We start from the raw sequence: 12667 nt of genomic DNA, 5'->3' as shown, positions 1-12667 counted from the left end.
GCTGTTCCTGAGACCTACAGATATTGCGGAACCACACACGACTTGTGCTCGATGTGGTGCGCGAATTCGTCGCGAAAATGCTTGAGGAAGCCACGCACGGGCATGGCGGCGGCGTCACCCAGGGCGCAGATGGTGCGGCCCATGATGTTGCCGGCCACGTTGTCCAGCATGTCCAGATCTTCCGGACGGCCGTGGCCGTTTTCGATGCGGTGCACCATGCGGTACAGCCAGCCGGTGCCTTCGCGGCACGGCGTGCACTGGCCGCAGCTTTCCTCGAAATAGAAATACGACAGGCGCAGCAGCGACTTGACCATGCAGCGCGTCTCGTCCATGACGATCACGGCGCCCGAACCCAGCATGGAACCCGCCTTGGCGATGGCGTCGTAGTCCATCGTGGTTTCCATCATGATGTCGGCCGGCAGCACCGGGGCGCTCGAACCGCCCGGGATCACGGCCTTGAGCTTCTTGCCGCCGCGCATGCCGCCCGCCAGTTCCAGCAGGGTCGAGAACGGGGTGCCCAGCGGGATCTCGTAGTTGCCGGGACGCTCGACGTCGCCGGTGATCGAGAACAGCTTGGTGCCGCCGTTGTTGGGTTTGCCGACTTCGAGGTAGGCCTGGCCGCTGTTGCGGATGATCCAGGGCACCGCCGCGAAGGTTTCGGTGTTGTTGATGGTGGTGGGCTTGCCGTACAGGCCGAAGCTGGCCGGGAACGGCGGCTTGAAGCGCGGCTGGCCCTTCTTGCCTTCCAGCGATTCCAGCAGCGCGGTTTCCTCGCCACAGATGTAGGCGCCGTAGCCGTGGAACGCGTGCAGCTGGAAGTTGAATTCCGAACCCAGGATCCTGTCGCCCAGGAAACCGGCGGCGCGCGCTTCTTCCAGGGCCTCTTCGAAGCGCTCGTAGACTTCGAAGATTTCACCGTGGATGTAGTTGTAGCCGACGCTGATGCCCATCGCGTAGGCGGCGATCGCCATGCCTTCGATCACGATGTGCGGATTGAAGCGCAGGATGTCGCGATCCTTGAACGTGCCCGGTTCGCCTTCGTCCGAATTGCAGACGAGGTATTTCTGGCCCGGGAAGGCGCGCGGCATGAAGCTCCACTTCAGGCCGGTCGGGAAGCCCGCGCCGCCACGGCCGCGCAGCCCCGACGCCTTGACTTCGGCGATCACGTCTTCCGGCTTCATTCCGGTGGTGAGGATCTTGCGCAGGGCTTCGTAGCCGCCGCGCTTGACGTAGTCGGCCAGGCGCCAGTTGGCGCCGTCGACGTCGGCCAGAATCTGCGGCTTGATGTGACGGCCGTGCAGGCACATCGAGTTGGACAGGTCGTTCAGCGGGTTGGGCTCCAGGCCCTGCGCGAACTGCTTGTAGATGTCCGGCGCGTTCATGCCGACTCTCCTTGCGCCTTGAGGGCCGCGACCAGCGCGTCCAGCTTCTCTTCGGTCATGCGCACGCACATATGCTTGTTGTTCACGATCAGCACGGGGGAATCGCCGCAGGCGCCCATGCACTCGCCCTCGACCAGGGTGAACTGGCCGTCGGCGGTGGTTTCGCGGTAGTCCACGCCCAGCTTGCGCTTGAGGTAGTCGCCGGCGCGTTCGCCGTCGCGCAAGGCACAGGGCAGGTTGGTGCAGACCGCGATCTTGGTCTTGCCGACGGGCTTGACGTCGAACATGTTGTAGAAGGTGGCGACTTCCTGCACCGCGATGGGCGGAACGCCGATGTAGTTCGCTACATCTTCGATGATGTCGGTAGCCAACCAGCCCTTCTCTTCCTGCGCGATGGCAAGAGAGGCCATGATGGCGGACTGCCGCTGGTCGGCCGGGAACTTGGCGAGTTCTCGGTCGATTTTCTGGTAGGCCTGTTCGGAAAGCAGCATAGTTTGAATCCGGGTTATGCGGGCGTGCTCGTGACTGTCTGGCGGATCAGCGATCGATCTCGCCGAAAACGATGTCCTGCGTACCAATGATGGTGACGGCGTCGGCGATCATGTGACCGCGCGACATTTCGTCCAGCGATTGCAGGTGGGCAAAGCCGGGGGCCCGAATCTTCAGGCGGTACGGCTTGTTGGCGCCGTCCGACACCAGGTAGATGCCGAACTCGCCCTTGGGATGCTCCACCGAGGCGAACGCTTCGCCCGGGGGCACGTGGAAACCTTCCGTGAAGAGCTTGAAGTGGTGGATCAGCTCTTCCATGTTGGTCTTCATGGCGGTGCGCTTGGGCGGGGCGATCTTGTGGTTCTCGATCATGACCGGGCCCGGGTTGTTGCGCAGCCATTCCACGCACTGGCGGATGATGCGGTTGCTCTCGCGCATTTCGGCGATGCGGACCAGGTAGCGGTCGTAGCAGTCGCCGTTGACGCCGATGGGGATGTCGAAATCGAGCAGGTCGTAGACTTCGTAGGGCTGCATCTTGCGCAGGTCCCAGGCAACGCCCGAGCCACGCAGCATCGGGCCGGTGAAGCCCAGCGCCTTGGCGCGGTCGGGATCGACCACGCCGATGCCGACCAGGCGCTGCTTCCAGATACGGTTGTCGGTGAGCAGGGTTTCGTACTCGTCGACGCAGGCGGGGAAGCGGTTGGTGAAGTCTTCAATGAAGTCCAGCAGCGAGCCCGAACGCGCGTCGTTCATGACGCGCACTTCCTTCTCGCCACGGTATTTGCTGGTCTCGCCGTACTGCGGCATGGTGTCCGGCAGGTCGCGGTAGACGCCGCCCGGACGATAGTAGGCCGCGTGCATGCGCGCGCCCGAGACCGCTTCGTAGCAGTCCATCAGGTCTTCGCGTTCACGGAAGGCGTACAGGAACACCGCCATGGCGCCCACGTCGAGCGCGTGCGAACCCAGCGACATCAGGTGGTTCAAGAGACGCGTGATCTCGTCGAACATCACGCGGATGTATTGCGCGCGCAGCGGGGCTTCGACGCCCAGCAGCTTCTCGATGGCCATGACGTAGGCGTGCTCGTTGCACATCATGGACACGTAGTCCAGGCGGTCCATGTAGGGCAGCGCCTGGATGTAGGTCTTGTGCTCGGCCAGCTTTTCAGTGGCGCGGTGCAGCAAGCCGATGTGCGGGTCGGCGCGCTGGATGACTTCGCCGTCCAGCTCGAGCACCAGGCGCAGCACGCCGTGGGCGGCCGGGTGCTGCGGGCCGAAGTTGAGCGTGTAGTTCTTGATTTCTGCCATGATTCAACGTCCCAAGCCGTAGGTGTCTTCGCGCACCACGCGCGGCGTAATCTCGCGCGGGTCGATCGTGACGGGCTGGTAAATGACGCGCTTCTGTTCCGGGTCGTAGCGCATTTCGACGGTGCCGGAGAGCGGGAAGTCCTTGCGGAACGGGTGGCCGATGAAGCCGTAGTCGGTCAGGATGCGGCGCAGGTCCGGGTGGCCTTCGAAGACGATGCCGTACAGGTCGAACGCCTCGCGCTCGAACCAGCCCACGGCCGGCCAGCATTCCATCAGCGAGGCGACCATCGGGAATTCGTCGTCCGGCGCCCAGGTGCGCACGCGCAGGCGCCAGTTGTTCTCGACCGACAGCAGGTGCGCGACCACGGCGAAGCGCGCGCGATGCACCTTGGCGTTGGCTTCCTCGGGCAGCTGGCGCGTGCCGTTGCCCCAGGTCAGGTAATCGACGCCACAGAGGTCGATACAGATTTCGAAGCGCAGGCCGGCTTCGGTGCGCAGCTTGTTGCAGACGGAGAACCACTGATCCGCGGGCACTTCGAGCGTCAGCTCGCCCAGCGCCTCGGTCAGCGCGATGTCCGCGCCGAGGGTGGTCTGCAAATTGTTTTTCAGGGTTTCGAGCCTGGTCATCATCTTGTACGCTTAGGTGAACCGATACGCTGTTTCGCGGGGTCCTGCGGCGGCGTTTGCGGCGGCCGCGGACCGGAGCGCAAACTCAGCGCGCAATCGTGTTGGTCAGGCGGATCTTGTTCTGCATCTGCAGCAAGCCGTAGACCAGCGCCTCGGCCGTGGGCGGGCAGCCCGGCACGTAGACGTCTACCGGTACGATGCGATCGCAGCCGCGCACCACGGAATACGAGTAGTGGTAGTAACCGCCACCGTTGGCACAGGAGCCCATCGACACCACCCAACGCGGTTCGGGCATCTGGTCGTAGACCTTGCGCAGCGCCGGCGCCATCTTGTTGCACAGCGTGCCGGCGACGATCATCAGGTCGGACTGGCGCGGGCTGGGGCGGAAGATGATGCCGAACTGGTCCAGGTCGTAGCGGGCCGCGCCCGCGTGCATCATCTCGACCGCGCAACAGGCCAGGCCGAAGGTCATGGGCCACATGGAGCCGGTTTTCGCCCAGTTAAGGAACTTGTCGGCGCTGGTTGTGATGAACCCTTGCTTGAGAATGCCGTCTATAGCCATATTCGTCTCTGATAGCGTGCGGTGATGAAATAACCCGGCGGGTCATTCCCAGTCCAGCGCGCCCTTTTTCCATTCGTAGATGAAGCCGACGGTCAACACGGCGAGGAAAACCATGACCGTCCAGAAACCGACGAGCCCGACCGTACCTTGGGCGATGGCCCACGGGAACAGGAACGCGATTTCCAGGTCGAAAAGAATGAACAGAATCGCCACCAGGTAGTAGCGCACGTCAAACTTCATGCGCGCGTCTTCGAACGCTTCGAAGCCGCACTCATAAGGGGATAGCTTCTCGGCGTAGGGACGCCGCGGGCCAAGGAGGGAGCCGGCCGTCAGAAGCGCGAACCCGATAAGGGTGGCCACTACGATAAACAGCAGGACGGGGAAATACTGTTGCAGGTTCATTCAGGCGTCCGTCAAATGCGCAAACCTTAGGATTGTAGCATTCGCGCGGTTACTTCCGGCTGAACTCTGTAGCGTGAACAGCGGGTGAAAGACTGCATTTCTCCAGTGGAACAATCGCAATCTTTGACGGGAAGCAAACAGCTTACCGCAATCGCGCCACGCCCGCGCCGCCAGCACGATAAAACGCCCGCACAGCGGCCAGGCGCGACGCCATTCGCACCCCCTTCGCCGCTGATCGCGCACACCTTGCGACGACACACGACACCCGCCCGCACGCACCGCCATGCGCGCGGACCCGTCGCTTAAAAAAGCAGACATTTCGGACATAAAAAAAGCCACCCCGGAGGGTGGCTTCATATGAACGGGCCGAAGCCCGCTCATGCACTAAGAATCGAGGCAGGACTTGCGCCCTGCTTTCGATTAGAAGCGGTGACGCAGGCCGACGCCGACGGCGGTCGCCTTGACGCCATCGTTGAAGGCGTAGTTCTTCGAGTACGAACCGTAGGCGTACAGGTTGGTACGCTTGGACAGGTCGTAGGTGTAGCCCAGCGAGTACACGTTCATCGTGGAATCGTCGCCCGTCAGCTTGTCGTTCGACGGATCGACACGCTGCCACGAACCGAACAGGCTCGAAGCACCGCCGATCGGGGCCGACAGACCCAGCATGTACGAGTTGGCCTTGAAGCCATCAGCGAAGGCGTTGTTGGTGAAGCCCAGGTCGTTGCCGTTGGCCAGCGTGCCCGAAGCACCGGCCGGGTTCGACGTGGTGAACCAGCCGTCGGTCGTGCGAGCGTAGGCCAGAGCCAGCTTCACGACTTCGAAGTCGTAGCTGCCGCCGATCATGTACGAACGCGGGGTGGCGTCGACTTCGCCTTGAGCCTGCGTGTTGGCAGCCTTCAGCTGGTCGTAGGACAGAGCCACGTTCAGCGGACCGTTGACGTAACGCAGGCCGGTCGTGATGGCGCGGACGTTGTCGGCAGTACGGAAGCCGGTACGGGCAGTGTTGCGATCGTCAGCCGAGAACGAGTAGCCAACGCCGAACTGGAAGCCGCTGAACGACGGGGTTTGGTACATGACCATGTTGTCGTAGCGAGCGGTGTTGGCAGCGCTCATGCCGGTGCCGATGTTGGCGACGTTGAAGCCGGCGCCGAACGGATCGATCGAACCGAAGTACTTCGAGGCGATGTTGGTTTGACGACCGAAGTCCAGTTGGCCCCAGCTGTCGCTGGCCAGACCGACGGTGGCTTGGCGACCGAACAGACGACCGTCTTGAGCGGAGTTGCCGTTACCCGAGTTGAAACCCGATTCCAGTTGGAAAACAGCGCGCAGGCCGTCACCCAGATCTTCCGAACCACGCAGGCCCCAACGCGAACCGTTCTGAACGCCGTTGATCATGCCGATACGGCTGCCGTTGGCATCGCCAGCACCGCTGATCTTGTTGTAGCCGATACCCGTGTCGATGATGCCGTACAGGGTGACAGACGTTTCTGCCTGGGCGACACCGGCGAAACCGGCGAGCAGGGCGGCAGCGAGCAGAGTCTTTTTCATTTAAGAAATCTCCGTTGATTTGAGTGACAAGAGCAGCAATCCAGCAAACCAGCCTGCCGCCCCCCTAACTCCGCGAAGGGAAGTTGACGCTATTGCATCAAAAATCAGGGGGGCTGGCTATGGTAGACACCATAAAAGTGCAGGTTTGCGACAGCCTTGTTGGGATATTGCAACATCAGACCAATCCCGCTAGGGCTAACCCTGAATTTTGCAAACGATCACGTATTCACGCGACTTTCAGCCCTGACCCCAATAATTCGCTGATACCGCCCTTATTTCTTTTGAACGATTTCCCCCGGTCCGCCAGCGCCCGGTTGAGGCCCTGCCGTCCCGCCGGCCCGCGCCCTTGCGTGGCGTGTTGGCGATGTCTTTAATAACGTTGTTATTTAAATAAATCGTCGATATTATTTAACAACACCTCAATCCCCTGGCTGCCGATGCCTACCTCAACTCCGCGCGCTGACCGCAACGAACGCCTGAGCGCCCTGCGCCGCCAGATGATCCTGGACGCCGCACAGCGCGTATTCGAGCGTGACGGCCTCGAAAAGACCACCATCCGCGCGATCGCCAAGGAAGCCGGTTGCACCACGGGCGCGATATATCCCTGGTTCGCCGGCAAGGAAATCCTGTACGGCGCCTTGCTGGACGAATCGTTGCAGCGCCTGCATGCGCATCTGCAGGCGGCGACCGCCGACTGCGCCCCCCCTGCCGCGGCGCGCCAGGCCATCCTGGCCTTCTTCGGCTACTACGCCGAGCGCCGCACCGATTTCTCACTCGGGCTGTACCTGTTCCAGGGCCTGGGGCCGCGCGGCCTGGGCCGCGACATGGACGAACAGCTGAACGGCCGGCTGCGCCAATGCGTCGACGTGCTGGGCCAGGCGCTGGCCCGCACCAAGTCCTGGAGCGCCGGCGCGGTGCTGGTCGAGCAGATGAACGTCTTCACCTACCTCATCGGGCTGTTGTTGCTGTTGCACACCCGCCGCCTGAAATCCCTGGGCCAGCAGGCGGACGTCCTGCTGGATCATTATTGCCACGCGCTGGAACAACGATGACCTCCACCACCCTGCCCTGCGCCCGGGCCGAGGCGCCACTGATCAGCCTGGCCGACTTCCAGCTGTTGCTGGCCGAACAGCATCCCTTTTCCCTGTTGCTGGGCATCGAGGTGCAACGGATCGGCCGCGGCACCGCCCTCGCCGTCCTGCCCGCGCGCGACAGCCACCAGCGCCTGGGCGGGATCGTCGCGGGCCCGATGCTCATGGGGCTGGCCGACCTGGCCATGTATGCCGCGGTGGTCGGCGCCACCGGACAGGCCCATGCCGTCACCGCCAGCCTGACCATCAACTTTTTGCGCAAGAGCCCGGCCGGGGCGGTCCACGCCGACGCCCGACTGCTCAAGGTGGGCCGCCTGTCGGCGGGCGAGGTCATCCTGACCGCGGCCGGCGGCGGCGAACCGCTGGCCCATATCGTCAGCACCTGGTCGGTGCCCAAGCCATGAGCCTGCGCATCAGCATCGTGGGAATGGGGCGCACCGGCACCCAGGCGGCGCGGCGGCTGCTGGCGGCCGAGCCCGATATCGCCCTGACGGTCTATGACATCGACCCGGACCGCTGCGAGGACTTCCGCGGCAGCGCGACCCTGGCCACCTCGGCGCGTGAAGCCCTGGCCGAGTCGGACACCATCGTGCTGGCGCTGCCGCGCGAACGCGAGATCGACCGCACCCTGGAGCGCTTCAGCGACGGCGAAGTGACCGCGCCCGTGGCCGGCAAGCTGATCGTCGACCTGGAACCCCCGCCACCGCACCGGGCGCGCCGGCTCGACCAGGCGATCGCCACCGCCGGCGGCCGCTATGCCTGCGCCGCGCTGAGGTCGCGGGATATCCGCGGAGCCGACGCGCGCCTACTGGATGCGCTGCTCCCGCCGCGCTGAAGCGCTCGCCCGTTCCGTCACGGCCACGCAAATGGCCAGCCAGGCGAAGCTGATGGCAAAACCCGCCGCCACGTCGCTGGCGAAGTGCACCTGCAACAGGACCCGGCTCAACCCGATCGCCATGATCAGCGCGGCGGCCAGCGCCACGCCTGGCAACCGCCAGACCTGAGGCGCGAGACGCCAGGCCAGATAACACGCCGCGCCGTACACCGCCATGGCCGCCGAGGCATGCCCGCTGGGGAAACTCCAGCCCAATGCCGTCGCGAAACCGTGGTCATGTTCGGGGCGGACGCGCTCGAAGCCGTGCTTGAGCAGCCGGTTGAGCACCCCGCCGCCGCCGGTGGCAATGGCGCAGAAAGCAGCCAGGCGCCACTGCCGGTGCCACAGCAATGCGACCGTCATCGCGATGGCCAGCACCGTCAACAGGCTGCGATCGCCCAGGGTGGTGAACCACGACAGCAGCCACAGCACGGAATCCGCCATCGACATGCTCAGGGCGCCTGCCAGGGCGCTATCGAACTCGACCACCACGCCCGGTCGCGTCACGGCCGCGGCCAGCGACAGGAAGACGGCGCAGGCCAGGGCGACCGCACCGGCGAAGCCAGCCAGGCGGGCCGCGGGCGCGGCCCGGACATAGGCCCGCGCCAGCAACACCGCCACGAGCGCGCTGCCCGGCGGCGCCAGCATGAACAGGAGCAGCGCGTGGGACGCCACCCAGGCCGCGCAGGAATCGGTCATCGCGCCCCCGACGGCAGACCGGCCTGGCCATCGCCGCCAGCCGTCGTGACCAGCGTCCTGTCGGCCGGCGCGAAAGCGTGGGCGCCGGCGGCGTAGTCCCAGCGCTCCACGTGGCAGACGCGCGTATCGCCCGCCGTTTCGCAGCTGATCAGGTTGACCGAATTGGGGATATTGCCCCGCACCCGGCGCGAGCATGCGGTGCCGGCCTGCACCACCCAGCCGGCGGCCACGGCCGGGTCGACGCTGGCGGGCAGCACGTAGGGCAGGTGGATATGCCCCCCCAGGATCAGGTCGATCCCCGCCTGGGCCCAGGCGGCCAGCGCACGTTGGCGGCCGATCAGCAGGTTGGAGTGATCGGATTCGACCTTGGCGCGCATCGGGTGATGCGCCACCACCACCCGCAACTGCCCCGGCCTGGCCTGGCGCAGGCGCTGCGCCACGCGCGCGATCTGCGCATCGGAAATCTCGCCGTCCTTGCGGCGGCGGGGCCGCGTGGTATTGACGCCGATGGCCAGCAGCCCGTCGGATTCATAGACCGGCTCGAGCACGGCGCCGAGCGCGCGCTTGTAGTTGCCGTAAGGATTGAGCGCCCGCGCGAACAGGTTGAAGAGCGGAATGTCGTGATTGCCCGGCACCGCCAGCACCGGCAGCGACAGGCGCTCGATGAACTTGCGGGCGGCGGCGAACTGGCCGCGCCGCGCGCGCTGGGTGATGTCGCCGCTGATCACGACCAATTCGGGTGAAAGTGATCGGGCCAGGTCCAGCGCGGCCTCGACCACCGGCTTGCGCTCGGTGCCGAAGTGGGTGTCGGAGAACTGCAGGATGCGCGTCATGGCCGCCCCTCTTCCGGGGCGGCGACCGGCACCACCAGCGGCAGAGGCGTGTCGGACACCTTGAATTCCAGCGGGGTGTCCATCCAGGATATTTCGCCGTCCATGGCGACCTTGACGCGGCGGCGCCCACGGATCGAGACCATCAGACGGTCGAAGGCGAAACTGACGACGTGCTCGGCCTCGCCCAGCCGGCTGAACAGGCCGCGCAGCAACAGGCCGTACAGCGCCAGCGTGCCGACCGGCCGCGCCGCCATGGCCACCAGGTGGCCGCGGTCCAGTTCGGCGGGATCGATGCCGATATGTTCCAGTTGCAGGCGATTGTTGCCCACCACCAGCGTTGGCGAACGCAGGTCGCGCACGCGGCCTTCGTAGTCGAGCCGCAGGCTGAGCTGGCGCGGCGCGCGCATCAGCGTCACGAGCCCGGACCACAGCGCCACCAGGCGGCTGCGGCCGAAGCGCTGTTTGTAGGCTTCGCGGTCTTCGAGCAGTTGCGGATACAGGCCCAGGCTGGCATTGACCAGGAACAGGCGGCCGTTGAGCAGGCCGACCTGCACCGGCCGCAGCTCGCCGCCCAGCAAGCCGCGCAGCGCGGCTTCGGTGTCCTGCGAGATGCCGTAGCGGCGGCCGAAGTAATTGAAGGTGCCTTGCGGCAGGATGCCGAACGGCACGCCCTGCCCCAGCACCTGGCCGGCGACGGCGTTGAGCGTGCCGTCGCCGCCGGCCGCGACCACGATGCCGCCGGCCTCGCGCGCCAGGGCCACCGCCTCGCGCGCGGTGGCGACCAGGCGCGACGGATCGTCGACCGGCATCAGCTGGAAGCGGCGGCCGGCCTGGTCGAGCACGCGGCGGATGATATCCTGCAGCGCTTGCGCGTCGCCGCGCCCGGAGCCGGTGTTCAGGACGATGAAGAGGGGTTCGTGTCCCGTCAGGGGAGGAGCCCCGCTCGCCGGGCTCTGCTGGATAGGCGTCATGGGCAAAAGATAGCCCATGGCGGCAAATCGCCGCAACCGTGCCGGCGCGCGCCGGGCGGGCGCGCCGGCACGAGGCTCAGCGGCCGACCGCGTAGGCCTGCATCAGGCGCGGCGTGGCGGCCGCGTGCAGCAGGCCGTCGGCGTCGCGCGAGGCGGCGGTCAGGCGGCCGACCGACCATTGCGGCACTTCCTCGATCTGGTGGCCGCGGGCGCGCAGGGCGGCAATGGTCTCGGCGCCGAAGCCGCTTTCCACCGCCAGGTGTCCCGGCTTGCGGTCGCGCGGGTAGAACGAGGTGGGGAAATGCATGGTGTGCGACATCGGCAGGTCGATGGCTTCCTGCAGGTTCAGGCCGTGGTGCGCGTGGCGCAGGAAGAACAGCAGTTGCCATTGCTCCTGCTGGTCGCCGCCCGGCGTGCCAAATGCGAGATAGGGCCGGCCCTCGCGCAGCGCCAGCGACGGCGTCAGCGTGGTGCGCGGACGCTTGCCCGGCGCCAGCGTGCCCGGCAGCCCCTCCTCCAGCCAGAACATCTGGGCGCGGGTGTTCAGGCCGAAGCCCAATTCCGGGATCACCGGCGAGGACTGGAACCAGCCGCCCGACGGCGTGGCCGAGATCATGTTGCCCCAGCGGTCGATGACGTCCACGTGGGTGGTGTCGCCGCGCTTGACCGAGGCGCGCATGTCGGCCAGCGTCGGTTCGTTGGTCGCGCTGCCGGGGGCCGACACCTTGGACAGCCGCTGCAGGGTGTCCATCACGCGCGCCACCTGCGCCTCGAAACCGGGGATCTGTCCGGGCCGCAGGTCCTGCGAGGCTTGCTCGCCGATGAGGGCGCGGCGCGCGTCGTTGTACTCGTCGGACAGCAGTTGCGCCAGCGGCACGTCGACGAAGGCGGGATCGCCGTAGTAGGCCTCGCGGTCGGCGAAGGCCAGCTTCATGGCTTCGGTGACGCGGTGCACGAACTCGGCGCTGGTCGGGCCGACGCCGGCCAGGTCCATATCCTTGAGCAGCGCCAGGGTCTGCAGGAATACCGGCCCCTGGCTCCAGGCGCCCGCCTTGGCCACGGTGTAGCCGTGGTAGTCATAGGTGGCGGGCTGGTCGTAGCTGGCCGACCAGCCGGCCAGGTCGTCGGCGGTGATCACGCCGCGATGGCGCTGGCCGCTTTCGTCCATGACCTCGTTGCCGCGCGCGAATCTGTCGATGGCCTCGGCCACGAAGCCGCGGTAGAAGGCGTCGCGGGCCGCCTCGATCTGGCGCTCGCGGTCGGCGCCGGCCTGTTCCGCTTCCCGCAGCACGCGGGTCCAGGTGGCGGCCAGCGCCGGGTTGCGGAACAGCTTGCGGGCCTCGGGCACGTTGCCGCCGGGCAGGTAGACCTGCGCGGTGGTGGGCCAGTGGGCCTGGAAGAAGTCCTTCAGGCCGGCGATGGTGTTGGAGATACGCGGCATCAGCGCGTGGCCGTGTTCGGCGTAGTAGATGGCGGGTTCCAGCACGTCGCGCACGCGCATCGTGCCGTGGTCGCGCAGCAGCTGCATCCAGGCATCGAAGGCGCCAGGGATCACGGTGGCCAGCAGGCCGTTGCCGGGGATCAGCGCGAGGCCTTCGGCGCGGTAGCGCTCGAGCGTGGCGGCGGCGGGCGTGGTGCCCTGGCCGCACAGCACTTCGACGCGGCCGGTGCGGGCGGAATAGAACACCGCCGGCACTTCGCCGGCCGGGCCGACCAGGTGGGGCTCGACCACCTGCAGCACGAAGGCCGAGGCGACACAGGCGTCGAACGCGTTGCCGCCGCGCTCCAGCAGCGACATGCCGGCCGAGCTGGCCAGCCAATGGGTGGACGTCACGACACCAAAGGTGCCGAGGATTTCCGGGCGAGTCGTAAACATCATGGTGC

The 12667-nt window shown here is 66.2% G+C and carries 14 protein-coding genes; 3 read left to right on the top strand and 11 right to left on the bottom strand.

Features of this window, described 5'->3' with window-relative positions; all coding sequences use genetic code 11:
• Positions 1-14: 14 nt before the first annotated feature.
• From nuoF to AC6CR5_RS26730, 7 genes are all read right to left on the bottom strand, one after another.
• A complete protein-coding gene (gene nuoF, locus AC6CR5_RS26760) occupies positions 15-1382 on the bottom strand; it encodes an NADH-quinone oxidoreductase subunit NuoF (protein WP_026382606.1) in 1368 nt (455 codons plus the stop codon).
• Positions 1379-1873 (bottom strand): NADH-quinone oxidoreductase subunit NuoE, encoded by a 495-nt coding sequence (gene nuoE / locus AC6CR5_RS26755; RefSeq protein ID WP_006389212.1) that lies wholly within the window; start codon positions 1871-1873, stop codon positions 1379-1381. The genes nuoF and nuoE overlap by 4 nt, the downstream gene beginning before the upstream one ends.
• Positions 1874-1919: 46 nt before the next feature.
• A complete protein-coding gene (locus AC6CR5_RS26750; protein WP_498085076.1) occupies positions 1920-3176 on the bottom strand; it encodes an NADH-quinone oxidoreductase subunit D in 1257 nt (418 codons plus the stop codon).
• Positions 3177-3179: 3 nt separating this feature from the next.
• Complete coding sequence (locus AC6CR5_RS26745; protein ID WP_026382607.1) at positions 3180-3806, bottom strand: NADH-quinone oxidoreductase subunit C; 627 nt, start codon at positions 3804-3806, stop codon at positions 3180-3182.
• Positions 3807-3888: 82 nt separating this feature from the next.
• A complete protein-coding gene (locus AC6CR5_RS26740) occupies positions 3889-4365 on the bottom strand; it encodes a NuoB/complex I 20 kDa subunit family protein (protein ID WP_006217960.1) in 477 nt (158 codons plus the stop codon).
• A 42-nt stretch (positions 4366-4407) separates the two neighbouring features.
• Entirely contained in the window at positions 4408-4767 is a 360-nt protein-coding gene (locus AC6CR5_RS26735; protein ID WP_006217959.1) for an NADH-quinone oxidoreductase subunit A, read from the bottom strand.
• A gap of 420 nt (positions 4768-5187) precedes the next feature.
• The gene (locus AC6CR5_RS26730; protein ID WP_047992181.1) at positions 5188-6315 is read right to left on the bottom strand and encodes a porin; all 1128 of its coding nucleotides are present in this window, start codon (positions 6313-6315) and stop codon (positions 5188-5190) included.
• A 437-nt stretch (positions 6316-6752) separates the two neighbouring features.
• Between AC6CR5_RS26730 and AC6CR5_RS26725 the strand changes: the two genes are divergently transcribed.
• Genes AC6CR5_RS26725 through AC6CR5_RS26715 form a run of 3 tightly spaced genes read left to right on the top strand, consistent with a single transcriptional unit; the run spans position 6753 to position 8241 of the window.
• Positions 6753-7367 carry a TetR/AcrR family transcriptional regulator gene (locus AC6CR5_RS26725; RefSeq protein WP_200220940.1) on the top strand — a complete coding sequence of 205 codons (615 nt, stop codon included), beginning with the start codon at positions 6753-6755 and terminating at the stop codon, positions 7365-7367.
• Complete coding sequence (locus AC6CR5_RS26720; RefSeq protein ID WP_020924747.1) at positions 7364-7810, top strand: PaaI family thioesterase; 447 nt, start codon at positions 7364-7366, stop codon at positions 7808-7810. The genes AC6CR5_RS26725 and AC6CR5_RS26720 overlap by 4 nt, the downstream gene beginning before the upstream one ends.
• Positions 7807-8241, top strand: coding sequence for an NAD(P)-binding domain-containing protein (locus tag AC6CR5_RS26715; RefSeq protein ID WP_409142800.1), 435 nt, complete (start codon positions 7807-7809; stop codon positions 8239-8241). Before AC6CR5_RS26720 ends, AC6CR5_RS26715 begins: the two co-directional genes overlap by 4 nt.
• Here the strand turns inward: AC6CR5_RS26715 and AC6CR5_RS26710 are convergent.
• From AC6CR5_RS26710 to AC6CR5_RS26695, 4 genes are all read right to left on the bottom strand, one after another.
• Positions 8212-8979, bottom strand: a complete 768-nt coding sequence (locus AC6CR5_RS26710) for a phosphatase PAP2 family protein (RefSeq protein WP_491008063.1) — start codon at positions 8977-8979, stop codon at positions 8212-8214. The two genes, AC6CR5_RS26715 and AC6CR5_RS26710, sit on opposite strands and share 30 nt — an antisense overlap.
• A complete protein-coding gene (locus AC6CR5_RS26705) occupies positions 8976-9812 on the bottom strand; it encodes a metallophosphoesterase family protein (protein WP_047992176.1) in 837 nt (278 codons plus the stop codon). The genes AC6CR5_RS26710 and AC6CR5_RS26705 overlap by 4 nt, the downstream gene beginning before the upstream one ends.
• On the bottom strand, positions 9809-10783 hold the full coding sequence (locus AC6CR5_RS26700; RefSeq protein ID WP_049055054.1) for a diacylglycerol/lipid kinase family protein: 975 nt from the start codon (positions 10781-10783) through the stop codon (positions 9809-9811). Before AC6CR5_RS26700 ends, AC6CR5_RS26705 begins: the two co-directional genes overlap by 4 nt.
• 76 nt (positions 10784-10859) lie before the next feature.
• Positions 10860-12659, bottom strand: a complete 1800-nt coding sequence (locus AC6CR5_RS26695; protein WP_173011273.1) for a gamma-glutamyltransferase family protein — start codon at positions 12657-12659, stop codon at positions 10860-10862.
• Positions 12660-12667 lie beyond the last annotated feature (8 nt).

The organism is Achromobacter sp. EG18, assembly GCF_059759395.1.
This window is presented reverse-complemented; position numbering and strand designations above follow the sequence as displayed.

Bases quoted from the DNA above. Each gene is read 5' to 3' on its own strand.
- AC6CR5_RS26715 (WP_409142800.1), top strand. From the start codon at position 7,807: ATGAGCCTGCGCATCAGCATCGTGGGAATGGGGCGCACCGGCACCCAG.
- AC6CR5_RS26720 (WP_020924747.1), top strand. From the start codon at position 7,364: ATGACCTCCACCACCCTGCCCTGCGCCCGGGCCGAGGCGCCACTGATC.
- AC6CR5_RS26740 (WP_006217960.1), bottom strand. From the start codon at position 4,365: ATGGCTATAGACGGCATTCTCAAGCAAGGGTTCATCACAACCAGCGCC.
- AC6CR5_RS26695 (WP_173011273.1), bottom strand. From the start codon at position 12,659: ATGTTTACGACTCGCCCGGAAATCCTCGGCACCTTTGGTGTCGTGACG.
- nuoF (WP_026382606.1), bottom strand. From the start codon at position 1,382: ATGAACGCGCCGGACATCTACAAGCAGTTCGCGCAGGGCCTGGAGCCC.
- AC6CR5_RS26725 (WP_200220940.1), top strand. From the start codon at position 6,753: ATGCCTACCTCAACTCCGCGCGCTGACCGCAACGAACGCCTGAGCGCC.
- AC6CR5_RS26700 (WP_049055054.1), bottom strand. From the start codon at position 10,783: ATGACGCCTATCCAGCAGAGCCCGGCGAGCGGGGCTCCTCCCCTGACG.
- AC6CR5_RS26735 (WP_006217959.1), bottom strand. From the start codon at position 4,767: ATGAACCTGCAACAGTATTTCCCCGTCCTGCTGTTTATCGTAGTGGCC.
- AC6CR5_RS26745 (WP_026382607.1), bottom strand. From the start codon at position 3,806: ATGATGACCAGGCTCGAAACCCTGAAAAACAATTTGCAGACCACCCTC.
- AC6CR5_RS26750 (WP_498085076.1), bottom strand. From the start codon at position 3,176: ATGGCAGAAATCAAGAACTACACGCTCAACTTCGGCCCGCAGCACCCG.
- AC6CR5_RS26730 (WP_047992181.1), bottom strand. From the start codon at position 6,315: ATGAAAAAGACTCTGCTCGCTGCCGCCCTGCTCGCCGGTTTCGCCGGT.
- AC6CR5_RS26705 (WP_047992176.1), bottom strand. From the start codon at position 9,812: ATGACGCGCATCCTGCAGTTCTCCGACACCCACTTCGGCACCGAGCGC.
- nuoE (WP_006389212.1), bottom strand. From the start codon at position 1,873: ATGCTGCTTTCCGAACAGGCCTACCAGAAAATCGACCGAGAACTCGCC.
- AC6CR5_RS26710 (WP_491008063.1), bottom strand. From the start codon at position 8,979: ATGACCGATTCCTGCGCGGCCTGGGTGGCGTCCCACGCGCTGCTCCTG.